The 12642-nt window shown below is 34.5% G+C and carries 12 protein-coding genes and 1 pseudogene; 10 read left to right on the top strand and 3 right to left on the bottom strand.

The annotated features are described in order from the left end of the window. Positions 1 to 173: 173 nt before the first annotated feature. The 8 genes and pseudogenes from HM983_RS16040 to HM983_RS08065 form a co-directional block, all read left to right on the top strand. Positions 174 to 482 (top strand): annotated as a pseudogene (locus HM983_RS16040) (peroxiredoxin family protein); the annotation flags it as partial. A gap of 326 nt (positions 483 to 808) precedes the next feature. Beyond that, on the top strand, positions 809 to 1441 hold the full coding sequence (locus HM983_RS08095; protein WP_179344914.1) for a peptidase associated/transthyretin-like domain-containing protein: 633 nt from the start codon (positions 809 to 811) through the stop codon (positions 1439 to 1441). A 422-nt stretch (positions 1442 to 1863) separates the two neighbouring features. Continuing rightward, positions 1864 to 2319: a hypothetical protein gene (locus tag HM983_RS08090; protein WP_179344913.1), complete on the top strand. Its 456-nt coding sequence runs from the start codon at positions 1864 to 1866 to the stop codon at positions 2317 to 2319. Between the two features lie 179 nt (positions 2320 to 2498). Beyond that, complete coding sequence (locus tag HM983_RS08085) at positions 2499 to 2930, top strand: hypothetical protein (protein WP_179344912.1); 432 nt, start codon at positions 2499 to 2501, stop codon at positions 2928 to 2930. Between the two features lie 173 nt (positions 2931 to 3103). Further along, on the top strand, positions 3104 to 4072 hold the full coding sequence (locus HM983_RS08080; RefSeq protein ID WP_179344911.1) for an amidohydrolase family protein: 969 nt from the start codon (positions 3104 to 3106) through the stop codon (positions 4070 to 4072). 177 nt (positions 4073 to 4249) lie between these two features. Continuing rightward, the gene (locus tag HM983_RS08075) at positions 4250 to 4690 is read left to right on the top strand and encodes a hypothetical protein (protein WP_179344910.1); all 441 of its coding nucleotides are present in this window, start codon (positions 4250 to 4252) and stop codon (positions 4688 to 4690) included. Positions 4691 to 4898: 208 nt separating this feature from the next. Then, positions 4899 to 5825: a TolB family protein gene (locus HM983_RS08070; protein ID WP_179344909.1), complete on the top strand. Its 927-nt coding sequence runs from the start codon at positions 4899 to 4901 to the stop codon at positions 5823 to 5825. Between the two features lie 163 nt (positions 5826 to 5988). Then, positions 5989 to 6570 carry a dioxygenase family protein gene (locus HM983_RS08065; protein ID WP_218841838.1) on the top strand — a complete coding sequence of 194 codons (582 nt, stop codon included), beginning with the start codon at positions 5989 to 5991 and terminating at the stop codon, positions 6568 to 6570. A 27-nt stretch (positions 6571 to 6597) separates the two neighbouring features. Here the strand turns inward: HM983_RS08065 and HM983_RS08060 are convergent, their stop codons facing one another. The 3 genes from HM983_RS08060 to HM983_RS08050 form a co-directional block, all read right to left on the bottom strand. Further along, positions 6598 to 8352 (bottom strand): serine/threonine protein kinase, encoded by a 1755-nt coding sequence (locus HM983_RS08060; RefSeq protein WP_179344907.1) that lies wholly within the window; start codon positions 8350 to 8352, stop codon positions 6598 to 6600. Further along, entirely contained in the window at positions 8349 to 9206 is an 858-nt protein-coding gene (locus tag HM983_RS08055) for a PP2C family protein-serine/threonine phosphatase (RefSeq protein WP_179344906.1), read from the bottom strand. The genes HM983_RS08060 and HM983_RS08055 overlap by 4 nt, the downstream gene beginning before the upstream one ends. A gap of 108 nt (positions 9207 to 9314) precedes the next feature. Beyond that, complete coding sequence (locus HM983_RS08050; RefSeq protein ID WP_179344905.1) at positions 9315 to 10982, bottom strand: trypsin-like peptidase domain-containing protein; 1668 nt, start codon at positions 10980 to 10982, stop codon at positions 9315 to 9317. Between the two features lie 340 nt (positions 10983 to 11322). On the opposite strand from HM983_RS08050, the gene HM983_RS08045 reads away from it, so the two are divergent. Both HM983_RS08045 and HM983_RS08040 read left to right on the top strand, forming a co-directional pair. Beyond that, positions 11323 to 11772: an SRPBCC domain-containing protein gene (locus HM983_RS08045; protein ID WP_179344904.1), complete on the top strand. Its 450-nt coding sequence runs from the start codon at positions 11323 to 11325 to the stop codon at positions 11770 to 11772. A gap of 190 nt (positions 11773 to 11962) precedes the next feature. After that, positions 11963 to 12562, top strand: a complete 600-nt coding sequence (locus HM983_RS08040; protein ID WP_179344903.1) for a YdeI/OmpD-associated family protein — start codon at positions 11963 to 11965, stop codon at positions 12560 to 12562. Positions 12563 to 12642 lie beyond the last annotated feature (80 nt).

The following is a 12642-nucleotide window of genomic DNA, read 5'->3' as shown; positions in this document are numbered from 1 at the left end:
ACAAATGGCTATAAGTAATGGAGCCATTATCGCATATTTCTAAATTCCCTGCGAAATTCACAAATTGGTGTGTTCTTGTAATGTTACGCGCTAAACAACGCAATTACTCATAACCGAATCCGTTGGCAAAAATTTAAACTTAGAATCAAATATGAAACCCCAAACCTTGTGTTGTAGAGTTTCCTGAATTGAATAAGTTAAAAGAATATTTTAAAAATCAACCCGTTGAGTTTTTTGCAATAACTTTTAATAAAAAGGAAGCATTATATACTTTTTTAGAAAATCATAAACTTGATTTCAAGGTAATTCATAATAGTACACACTTAATCAAAAAATTTGGAATTCCATACTATCCCTTTTTTATATTGATTGATAAAAACAGAAAAATTGAATACTTAAATGATACTCCTACTCTCAAGATGTTCAAAAAGTTAAAAAGAAAATTAAAAATTTATTATAATCAAGAAACATTTGCTATCTGAGTACTATGGTTAAAGACAAGTAAAACCTCATTAATTTTTCACTATGTATTTTTTGCAAAGACCTGTTTCAATAGCTAATTACAAACTGTAATCAATGTCAGTTCTTTGCTCTTTCCCTTGGTCACAATTCGCACATAAAGTTTTTTGCTCTGCACGACTTGTAATATTTATAGACATTGAAAAGTGCACATAACAATAGATACCTTAATTTTTGATTCTCTTTTTTGTTAATCCCAACGAAAGTATTCTCGGACTTTTTATCTGTGATTTATTTATTAACTTTAGTACTTAAACGTATGGTGATCCATTTTGAAATAGCGTTGAGAATGAAAAAATACTTGCAAATATTATTAGTTACTTTATTCGTTTGTTCCTGTCAAGGACAGTCAAATTCTGGTGTTGAAAGAAAGGTTGGCGGACCTTGTCAAGATTGTGTGGCAGTCTTAGATTTTAAAGAGTTGAATAGTCAACCAAAATCAACAGATACCTTACCAGGTTTTGAAAACAATGAGTCAAAAGTAAAAATAACCGGAACTGTATTTCAAAAAGATGGAAAAACACCAGCAGAAAACGTGATACTATATATTTATCACACAGACCGAAATGGAATCTATCAACCAAGTGAACAACCTTTTGGCTGGGAAAAAAGGCACGGAAAATATAGAGAATGGTTAAAAACCGGCAAAAATGGAAAATTTACGTTTTATACTTTCAGACCAGCTTCATATCCAAATGCTCAAGAACCTGAACATATTCATATTTACGTAAAAGAACCTAATACTAATCCTTATTACCTTGATAGTTACTTTTTCGAAAGTGACGTTTTGCTAACAGAAGAAAAAATACAATTACACAAAAATAGAGGTGGTTCTGGAATTATACAACTGAAAATGGAAGATGGCATTTGGACGGCAAATAGAGATTTAACTTTGGGACTGAATATTCCAGATTATGAATAAAAAGCGTTCCATAAAAGGTGCTGAAAAAAATGATATCACAATAATTTTGCAGTAAGGTACTTTTATATTCAGCATCGTTAACCAATCCCGATTTTTCTATGGCAAAACTTCTTTCATAATACATCTAAAGCAATTTTTTTGCTCTTCCCTTTGGCAACAAATCGTTCATAAAATTCTCTGTAGACCTCATCGTATTTAAATGAATTGAAACTGCACATTAACAAAATATTTCTCAGTTTCTAATTCTCCTTTCCGCTGATCCGTAGAAAAATTATAAAGGTCTAGCTTTCTGTGATTTATTTGCTAACTTTAGTACTTAAACATGCAACGAAATGCGTCATATTACAACTGACTGTGACAAAGACAAACGGGAAAGCCGAAAACCGTTTTAAGTAAGCATATAAAACTAAAACTGACCAAATATGAAATCAACTTCAAAATTTTTAATTACCGTGATTTGCTTTGCAGTATTTTCAACTATTTCAGTTTCTGGACAAACAACTGACGAACAAAAACTTTTATATAAAACAGGAAATCCAGCAGATTGGCCAAAAGACCAAGATGCAGTTGTATCTGCACCAAATAATCATAAAATACTATTGGAAAATGATAAAGTAAGAGTTTTAGAAGTAACTGTCTTACCCAACGAAATTGAGCCTGTTCACCATCATCAATGGAAAAGTGTCTTATATATTTTGGAAGCTGCTGATTTCATTGACCGAGACGCAGAAGGGAATGTGATTATGGATACCAGGAAATTACCTGAACCTCTTGTTTTTCCTATAACAATGTATAAAGACCCTGAAGCACCTCATACTGTAGAGAATTTAAGCGATACGAAAACTATCCGGCTGATTAGAGTAGAAATGAAAGAATAAAATACGAGCGCAAAAAAATGTCCATAGGTATTTGCTAGTTAAAGCTTACCTGCGAAAGTCCTAGAGGACTTTCTATCTGGGATTTATGTGTTAACTGTAATACTTAAACACGCAACGAATCTATACACAAAACAGTTGGAAGTAATAAATACCGAACGCTAAACTTAAAAAAAAACACAATGAAAGAAAATCTACCATTAAATGCACCAATGAAATTGTTATTGATTCTTGTTATTGCAATTTTTCCAATCTTATCTTTTTCTCAGAATGAAACAGATTCTGACGAGAAAGAACCCCTGAATATTGGTTTTGTACTTTATACAAAAAGCAATACGCCAGGAACATTATTCGCAAGATGGAATTATGGCAATGCTTATAGTGGTCCTGGAATAGCAACAGGCGGACCAAAAGAAAGTGGGTATGTTGGAAATTATCACGTTCGCTATTATTTCGAGAATGGAGATTTTTCAGATGAATATGATCTTGTAATTGAAAAAACAGGAAACTTCTACGATGTCTCATGGCTCATAAAAGGTAAAGTCGCTGCTAAAGGTGTTGGAATGGAAGTGGAAAATGGATTAGCAGTCGGTTGGCGAAGAGTTACTGATTAATTTTTTACATGTTTTGAATTTGAATTCAAGTTATAAATAAGAAATTACTGTCAACAATGTATATATATAATTACCGGTATTGATCTAAAATAAAGGTTGTTAAACGTCTGTTACGACTGATTTTTATTCGGAAAATGCTTGTACATAAACACGTGGGCCATAAAAGCAATATTATGAAAACACAGAAATTAATATTAGGATTTTTAGCTATACTTATGATTTCGTGCATTCAACAAGATCAAAAAATAAAAAACACTAATGCAGAAGGCGTCTCAACAATTTATTCTGGTCCAATAATAGATATGCACAGCCACGCGTTTGACGAGAATAGCTCATTCAATCGTATGTTAGGACAAGAAATGGATCTCGCTATGACTGGCAAGATCTACTCTGCTCCATCTTCGATGAACCATCTTAAAAAAGCAACTTTTTCGAAGTTCAAAGAACACAATATTGTTAAAGCTATGGTATCCCAAGGAGAGCTCTGGCACGACTTTGCTCCTGAGAAAGTAATAATCGGGAATGATAATCACCTTACAGTAGAAGAGTTAAGACAAAAACATTCTAACGGTAAGTTAGATGTATTAGGAGAAGTAGCACCTAGTTATCAAGGAGTGCTACCAACTGACGAGAGCTTAAGTAAATATTATGATTTGGCAGAAGAATTAGGTATCCCAATGGGTTATCACATGTTTCCTGGCGGTCCTCCTGGAGGAGCCTACTTTATGTACCCAAAAATAAGAGCGTTTCAAGGTAAACCTTTGCAGTTAGAAGAAATTCTATTTTCGCATCCAAAAATGAGATTTTATATAATGCATGCAGGTTGGCCTTATTTGGACGATATGAAAGCTCTTATGTACACCCACCCACAGGTTTATGTTGAGCTTGGTGTGATTAATTGGGTTTTACCAAGAAAAGAGTTTCATAATTTCTTAAAGGGATTGGTGGACGCTGGATTTGGTAAAAGAATTATGTTTGGAACTGATCACATGATTTGGGTAGAAACCATAGACGACGCTATTGAGGCTATTAATTCGGCAGATTTTCTTACACTGAAACAAAAAGAAGATATCTTTTATAATAATGCAGCTAAATTTTTGAAACTTTCAGATTCTGAAATTAAAAAACATAAAGGCAAATAGAAAACCACTTAATTAAAAACTATGCACACATAACACAAGTTATAGTTCACTGCTTCTGACATTTCTCTCAAAAATTATTAGCAATTTTGTTACCTTTCGCTTATGGTGTAGAATTCGCGAAGATTTTCACGTAAAAAACCATAGCCAAACGTGTTGCCAGACATATTATAAAATTTCATGACAAAAAAAAGAAAAGCTATTTCATTACTACTTCTAATTATTGGAACTTTATTGAGTGTTGCCTTTATATTAAAAATTGACTTTCCTCAAGGATTTGAGCCATATCTTAAAAGAGAATACTATAATCAATTTGGCCCGTTGGCCATAAGTATTGAACTATTATTTGCCAGTTATTACCTATTTATAAGACACAAAAAGGCAAATTTCGCTTTGTCTCTTTTTGGATTTACAGCTTTACTAGATCCTTTATTTAATCAAATAGGCCTTTTTAATAGCATAGTACCTTTATACGGAACAATAATTTTAACGATTTGCGCTTTGTTATGTCTTTGGCTAGCATTTGCAAACACATTCAAATTACAACGATTATCTCGTTGGGCAGCCATGTTAAGTGTAATACTCGGTATTTTCATTGAACTGTTTTTCAATTATCTATAATAATCACTTTCCTCTAAAATTAGTGGATTTCAAAATTAAGATGGGTATAATTATTTGTTGGCTCTAGCTTAAGTAAGTAAATTACTGTTGCAAATCTTATCCGTTGTTGTCTCGTGGACTATATCTATCTAGTTTTTATTTGCTAAATTACATTACCAACCAAACATCTATTCGTCACCGAGACAATGGGTTGTAACAAATAAAAAACATGAAGTTCATTGATTTTATCGTTCTTATTTTAATTTTCAATTCTTGTAAAGAGCATACGGGAAGAAGTGTTGATATTAGCAATTTATCAAATTCAGAAATCGCTTTTGTAACTAACAGAGATGGTAACTCTGAAATATATACAATGGATGCTAATGGAGATAATTTGAGAAACATTACAAAGAATGATTCACTTGACTTTAATCCATCATGGTCTCATGATGGCCAAAGTCTTTATTTCTATTCAAAAAGAGATGGCAATGCGGAAATATATGCTGTGAATTTAGATGGAGATGTTTTAATTCGACTAACAAATCATCCAACAACAGACGTACTTCCTGAATTATCACCTGACGGAAATACAATAGTATTTATGAGCGAAAGAGATTCTCTTTCAAAAAATATTTATTTAATGAATAAGGACGGCACTAATATCAGGCAATTAACAAAAAACAAATTTTACGAAGAAAGTCCAAGCTGGTCAATCGATGTTAAAAACATAATATTCACAAGACAATTGCGGGACTCACTTGATACTAGTCACGCAGCTAATGGCGAAATACACATAATGGATATCAAAGGCGAAAATGTAAGAAGACTTACAAACAAAACTGGTTACGATTCGGGAGCTAAATTTTCTCCTAACGGAAAACAAATCGCTTTTTATGGTTTTAATGAAAATAATTGGGATTTATTTATAATGAATTCTGATGGAACAAATTTGTACAATCTCACCAATGACAGCATTGAGTGCTATTCGCCAGATTGGTCTGCAGATGGACAATGGCTTGTTTATACAGCTGGAAGTAAAGGAAATTATAATATTTGGAAAATAAATATTAATACAAAAGAACGAAAACAATTAACTAATACTAGAGGTAGAAATGAAAGTCCGGTATGGCAAAAACAGCCTGCGACCAAAAATTAATATAAACGATGACTAATTAGGGTCTATTTATAAAAATCCTTACAGACTTTTAATCCGATTAGCGTTTACTGTTTTAGTTGCTCAATTATACAATCAAATCTCACTAGAAACCTATAGTACATTTTAGAACAACATAATGAGAAGAGTTTTATCATTATTATTTATGAGTATTGTATTTACTCACTGTTCGATTGACAGAACTATTCAAAACCTAAGTCAATCTGAAATTCAGGTGCTAAGAACATTTAAAAACTTAGATAATGCTCATAAATTACAAATAAGTGGATTAAACGAACCTGGACAGAAACTGTGGTTATGTCTTACATTTATATCAAAGGAAACTAAAAACCCGTTAGTCTACGAAGAAATAAGTCTTTACCATACTTCTTCAGATGGTGAATATGAACAAAAGAATCCTAATGATGAATCAACGGCTCGATTAAATGGAACAATAAAAACAGATAATAAAGGTCGGATTTTTGTTCAAACTATTTTGCCAGGTGATTATGGAAGTTCAGCAGACAACAGACATATTCACACTACTGTCCAGAACGCTCAACCAGTAGCCTACGACATTCATTTTAAACAATACACAGGACAAATGGGTAAGAACTTTATTAACCAAAGTGACCAACATTTCTTAGCCAATTTAAAACAGACAGAAGATGAAACACTTATCACATTCCTGACACTAGAAGTAAAGAATTATCAAAAAACTGAAACATTTTCTTCACATAATAATTAAATTTAGATAAATACGTCATATTTTAATTCACCTATCAAAAACCTTCCCTCCCTTTAACTTTGCTTCGAAGGTCTGCCCTGACCGGTAGCTTACAGCATTTCCTGGTACTTCAGCGAATAATTTGTAACGCTCGGATCGTAATTTAATATTACTACCGTCAACGGCATCCACACCTTGGATTACAAAGCCAATTAAAGCTTTTCTATTTTTTTTTGACGATGGAATACAATCTACAATCTTTCCTCTAACCACAGCCCCTTTACGAATGATAACGTGATTTTCTGCAACTACATTTTCATTACATATTAACCGAATTACCGTGCCGTCCCGCTCTACTTCCTCTGAGGTTATGGTTTCCATTAAGGTAACACGTATTGTTTGCCCTCTAGGAACATCTATTGGACTACTTGGAATCTTTGGTTTTTTTTCAGCTTTTTCTTCTTTGACGACATCACGTTCGGTTGTTTTGGACGACTTATTCAATTTATCGTCCAGAGGAACGTTGACTACTTTTTTTGTATTGTTATTTCCCGTTTTAGGACTTAAGTTAGTAAGCTCTCTAGGTGTTGTTTTTTCTTTTGGAGGATTTGAAATACGCTCGTACATTTCACTCGGTGTCTCATCAAAATCATCACTTGTTTGCGGTACATTTTTAATAGTAGGCGCAACTTCTGGATCTTCCCATGCAGTAAGATTTTGAGGTAGTTCCCCTCCAGAATTGGCATCACGTCCTCCACTCCAAATTAATAATATCATACACAATAGTATGGAGGCACCGAGAATAAGATAAGGTCTCTTAATGGCATTAACAGAGGAAAAATTAATAGCTGGTACTTTAAATCGGTCCGAAATGGTTTTTGCTCTGGATAAAATTTTACTTACAGAGATAATTTCATGATCGTTTTGTGGCTCCGTAAATACCTGTGAGGCTTGTAGTACTTGAGAAAGTGAAGCCTGATCAATCAATGCTCCTTTAAGACATTTTTCAATAGCAAACTTCATATCCAAGACTGATTTGTACCGCTTATTTGGATTGCGGTGAAGCGCCTTAATGATAATTTTCTCAAAAGCCACAGGAACCGTAGGGTTTTCCCATAAGATTGAGTCTGGTTGTTTCTCTAGCTTGTCCTTCATTAATTGATAGTCGGTATCACTTTGAAAAGGTGTTGTACCGCAAAGCATCTCATACAAAAGATTGCCCACAGCATAGACGTCTGTGCGCTCATCTCCTTCATGACCTTGAATTTGCTCTGGTGCCATGTATTCTAAAGTACCAACTGATTTTCCGTGATTGGTAAGACGCTGCGAGTTACGCATTCTCGCAATACCAAAATCCATAATCTTTACCTCACCCTCATCGTTAATCATCACATTGGCTGGTTTTATATCGCGATGAATAATTCCTTTACGGTGCGCATGGTCCAAACCATCAAGTACCTGGACCGCAATACTGGCAGCGAGTTGATGTGTGATTTTTTTATGGACAAGGAGCCAATCTTCTAGTGTCTTTCCTTCAACATACTCCATGATCATCCAATAGGTATCCTCTTTAGGAATAAAGGAATACAAATGAGTGATATTGAGATGGTTCAGTTTAGCTAAGGTATGTGCTTCGGATTGAAACCGTTCTCCCAAACTCTCGTCCTCAGATCCTGTATTTCGATGCAGCTGTTTTATGGCGACCAGTCTGTTAATCATGGTATCTTTTGCGAGATATACCATTCCCATGCCACCTTCGCCAAGTTTCTGGATAATTTCGTATTGACTTCCTATACCGCTCATAATACTATGTTTTCTTTTGTTTCTGACGGAATTGCTTGAATGACCGCTGAAATATCTATCAATAATGCAGAAAAGTTATCGGAAACTTTACGTGATATTACCACGGAACTGAGACATTCCAACATAAATTCCGGCTGTTTCATTAAAAGTAGGTCTTTGATGTCATCGTCACTCAGTACGTCATTTACTCCATCAGAGCAGAGCAACAAACGGTCTCGTTCCTTTATTTTTATTCCATCAGAAATCATCTGAGGCTCTATACTTGGTGTAGTACCCATGGCCTGCAACAATACATTTTTCATAGGATGCTCATCCCGTTCTTCTTTTGTAATTTCGCCACCTTCAAACATCTGATTAACTAAAGTATGGTCTTTACTAAGCTGCGTCAGTGTATCATTGCGTAGCATATATGCACGACTATCGCCAATGTGTCCTAAATAGCAAACACCTTTTTTAATAATTACCGAAGTTGCCGTAGTACCCATGCCCTTCTGTTCAGCATTTAAATTTCCGCTCTCAACAATCTCTTGGTGCGACTTAATAAATGCTTTATGTAGTAATTTTTCCGGATTGTGCTTTGACCAATTTACCATGCAATAATCAAGCAACAAATCGCAAGCCATTTTACTTGCCACTTCGCCAGCATTATGTCCTCCCATACCGTCTGCTACCACAGCTATAAGATTCTGCTTGTCATTCTCAGGAAAAGAAAAAGCGATAGCATCTTCGTTATGGTCGCGTGCTGGACCTGTTTCTGATACGGCATGGACTTCACAACAATTTCTTTTTTGGCTTTGATAATTATTGGTTGCCTTAGGCGCCTTTTTCTTTTTTTTTGAAAATAAGAATCCCATAATGTTTTAATGTTGAAGGTTACACTACTGTCATCCACCAGCCTTGAAATAATAACTGGTGGAATACTTGACAGTAGATCATCTAAAAAAAATTTAGCTGAAAAATTTTTATCTTATAACTTGCTGACGGCCCATTAATTCCATGACATACTTAATAGGAACTGCGAAACTAATTGAAGTACCTGGTGCCCATTTTCCGGCACTGTACACACCGACTACACGGCCTTTATCATCAAACATGGGGCCTCCGCTATTACCTCCACCTGCAGAATTAATGGTCAATTGGTAATAGTCTCCTAAAGTAGATTTATAGCCATCAATTTTATCGTTTTTTTCGGAGCCACGTACCATTCGGCCAACATTTCCGGTGCTAATTGTAGGTACAGGAACGGACGAAATATTTGAATTGGAATTAAAAACATCTTGGCTACGCTTTAATACCAATTGTTGTGGTGCGATGCCAGGATATCCCATAACAATGGCAGCATCTCCTGGTTGAATTTCATTATAACTATCAAAAAGTTTAACTGTTGGTAAAGTTTCAGGTAGATCAATTTTTATCATAGCGACATCATGCGTAGAAGAGGTACGTACAATCTTAGCTGGTGTTCTTTGTGAATTGTTAGCAAAAGTAACATCAAGATACGTATTCACACCTATATATCTACTATCATTGCCAGGCACCCATGCGCCAACCATATCACTAGTAACTGGTCTATCCCAAGATGGCTCATATAATCCGTTTTGATTAGTCTCTACGAGAACACCTGGAAATGCATAATCCTGAAATTGAAAACTTGTAAGCCAGTTTGAAGCAACGTGTCTGTTTGTGGCAATAAAACCACGTTCGTCCACAACAAATCCACTACCGCTTCCTGCACTTCCAATAAGGTCAAGTTCTATTCCTTGTGCATTACCTAGTGCTTTGAGATAATCTCCCTTTGTTGCCAGAAACGGCACGATTGCCCCTTGATTGTTTTGATAATAAGCACCTCTATATCCAGTAATATTGTCACCACTAAAAATAGGATAATAGACATGATACATTTCTTCACTCGATGCTGTATTAGTTAGTTTCCAGGCCATTTCAATGTAGACGACTTGGTCTTTATTTGTTTTTGCTATTTCTGTTGGAGAAAAAGTATCCTTTTCTTCATTAACTTGAATTATGGTTGTCCCACCATTTTTAGCTAATAAGTAACCTGCTGTTGAAACTATTAGTAATAGTGCAATTATCGTGACAATTAAACCGGTTTTACTTTTCTTTTCAGATTGGTTTATCATATGTTGCATCGTGTTCTTACCTATACCTTCTTTTACAGGTGGTGTTTTCACCGAAGTTGCCTTTTGCGAACTCGTAGCTGTATGCATCTTCGTTTCCTTTGCTAAAATTGGGTCGATCACTCGTGTCTTTTTTATATGCGATTGTGGTCGAGGGTCAAGATCAAACTCAAAAGATGGTCCTTCTTTACCTAGTTTTACGATGTCACCAGCAAATAGTTCAGTTTTACCTGTTGTCCGTTGATCATTAACAAATGTTCCGTTTTTACTATGACTGTCAGAGATGAAGAAATGTTCTGGGTTGGTGTTATCCTGAATAATTCTGCAATGATCTCGACTTATGGTATCTTCTTTAACTGGGTCATAACTTACATTGTTATCCAGTCCGCGGCCAATCTTGATTTCCGAAATGTCATCAACTGAAAATTTTTCTACCTGTCCTTTCTTAGAACCACCGATGTGTCTAATTAATAAGGAAATTTTTTGCTCGTCCATTGTGTTTGTTTTTTAGATGATTAATAAGTTTAGTGATAAGTGATTATGATATTTTTTAATAACCACTTTACAACTCTATATCGCTGAATTGAAAAAATGTCATCATTTTGATAGAGTCTTCCATCAGATTTTAGGATTTTAAGTCGCAGAATTACCAATCTTAAATAGAAAATAAATCTGATATAAAGGAATTGGGATAACCTCGCTTACGGAGTAGAGTTAAAACATGTTACTTCATTATCTTACGCTTTTTGTATCTTAGTTCAGAAAGCCAAACTTCGGTTAGAAATATTTAGCGCCAATTTGGATCAAACCACACATAAAGACAAATAAGATTATTATGAAACTTGAATCCAACGCGGCTATACAAATTCAAAAACCTATTGAAAAAGTTTTTGAAGGGATTGTAAATCCAGATATTATGACCAAGTATTTTATTTCTGAAAGTAGCGGTTGGCTTGAAACAGGAAAAGAACTGATATGGAAATTTCCTGAATTTGAAGAAAAATTCCCTATAACAGAAGTTAAAGTTGAAAACAATAAGTCTATTTCCTTTGTATGGGATCCAGAAACTGTTGTTTTAATCACTTTAAAAAGTTTACCTGACAATACTACTCTAGTACGAGTGAATGAAACAGGCAAAGTGCTTACTGAAGATAATTTAAAATGGGCATTAGAAAATTCTGGAGGATGGGCAAATTTTCTGGCTTGTATGAAAGCATATTTAGAATATGGCATACAACTCAGAAAAGGTGCATTTGATTATTTGAGAAAAGACAAATATTCCTAGGATTCCTAATACAAGTTACGGCAAAAAATAAACACGTTGCTAGTATGGCATTTGGCTAAATTTATCGACAATTATTTGATAAGTCGGTGAAAAACGTCAGGTCAAAAAAAAGAACTACAATAAATAATTAACAGAGTGGTTAACTGGCTATAATGAACAATAAATTAACCGATATAAGACATATTAAAATATGAAAAAAAACCATACCGTTGAGGAGTACATAGAGTCTAACGACCATTGGGCTGAAGCTTTAAAAAGACTCCGAAACATCTTATTGAAAACAGAATTGGAAGAAACTATTAAATGGAGTATGCCAACCTATTGTATCAATGGAAAAAACGTCTTGGGCATTGGTGCATTTAAACAACATTTTTGCTTATGGTTTCATCAAGGTGTATTTTTGAAAGATGATGATAGCTTGCTCATCAATGCACAAGAAAATAAGACAAAGGCTTTAAGGCAAATGCGTTTTGAAAGCTTAGATGACATTAATGATGCTGTAGTTCTAAGCTATATAAATGAGGCTATTGCCAATCAAAAAGCAGGCAAGGAAATTAAACCAAAAAGAGCGTCCAAAAAGGTAGATGTTCCACCTGAACTTAATTCAATTTTGAAAGCAAATAAAAATTTACAGGAAAGTTTTAATACGTTAACAGCTGGTAAACAACGTGAATATTGCGAATATATTGAGACCGCAAAAAGAGAGACCACCAAACAGTCTCGATTAGAAAAAATCACACCCATGATCTTAAATGGTGTCGGTCTTAATGACAAATATAAAAACTGCTAGTGCAACTGATATTTGATCAAAAGAAAAAGCCTCCTTATTGGGAGACTTTTTCATCAATCAACTCAAATTAACTAACCAAC

The sequence above is a fragment of the Winogradskyella ursingii genome, assembly GCF_013403975.1.
Lineage (GTDB): Bacteria > Bacteroidota > Bacteroidia > Flavobacteriales > Flavobacteriaceae > Winogradskyella > Winogradskyella ursingii.
The sequence above is the reverse complement of the archived record's forward strand: the minus strand, read 5'-3'. Positions and strand labels throughout refer to the sequence as shown.

What these genes read in the sequence shown, in the direction of transcription:
- HM983_RS08040 (WP_179344903.1), top strand. Translation starts at nt 11,963, where the DNA reads ATGAAAAAAAACCATACCGTTGAGGAGTACATAGAGTCTAACGACCAT.
- HM983_RS08060 (WP_179344907.1), bottom strand. Translation starts at nt 8,352, where the DNA reads ATGAGCGGTATAGGAAGTCAATACGAAATTATCCAGAAACTTGGCGAA.
- HM983_RS08045 (WP_179344904.1), top strand. Translation starts at nt 11,323, where the DNA reads ATGAAACTTGAATCCAACGCGGCTATACAAATTCAAAAACCTATTGAA.
- HM983_RS08085 (WP_179344912.1), top strand. Translation starts at nt 2,499, where the DNA reads ATGAAAGAAAATCTACCATTAAATGCACCAATGAAATTGTTATTGATT.
- HM983_RS08080 (WP_179344911.1), top strand. Translation starts at nt 3,104, where the DNA reads ATGAAAACACAGAAATTAATATTAGGATTTTTAGCTATACTTATGATT.
- HM983_RS08065 (WP_218841838.1), top strand. Translation starts at nt 5,989, where the DNA reads ATGAGTATTGTATTTACTCACTGTTCGATTGACAGAACTATTCAAAAC.
- HM983_RS08075 (WP_179344910.1), top strand. Translation starts at nt 4,250, where the DNA reads ATGACAAAAAAAAGAAAAGCTATTTCATTACTACTTCTAATTATTGGA.
- HM983_RS08090 (WP_179344913.1), top strand. Translation starts at nt 1,864, where the DNA reads ATGAAATCAACTTCAAAATTTTTAATTACCGTGATTTGCTTTGCAGTA.
- HM983_RS08070 (WP_179344909.1), top strand. Translation starts at nt 4,899, where the DNA reads ATGAAGTTCATTGATTTTATCGTTCTTATTTTAATTTTCAATTCTTGT.
- HM983_RS08095 (WP_179344914.1), top strand. Translation starts at nt 809, where the DNA reads ATGAAAAAATACTTGCAAATATTATTAGTTACTTTATTCGTTTGTTCC.
- HM983_RS08050 (WP_179344905.1), bottom strand. Translation starts at nt 10,982, where the DNA reads ATGGACGAGCAAAAAATTTCCTTATTAATTAGACACATCGGTGGTTCT.
- HM983_RS08055 (WP_179344906.1), bottom strand. Translation starts at nt 9,206, where the DNA reads ATGGGATTCTTATTTTCAAAAAAAAAGAAAAAGGCGCCTAAGGCAACC.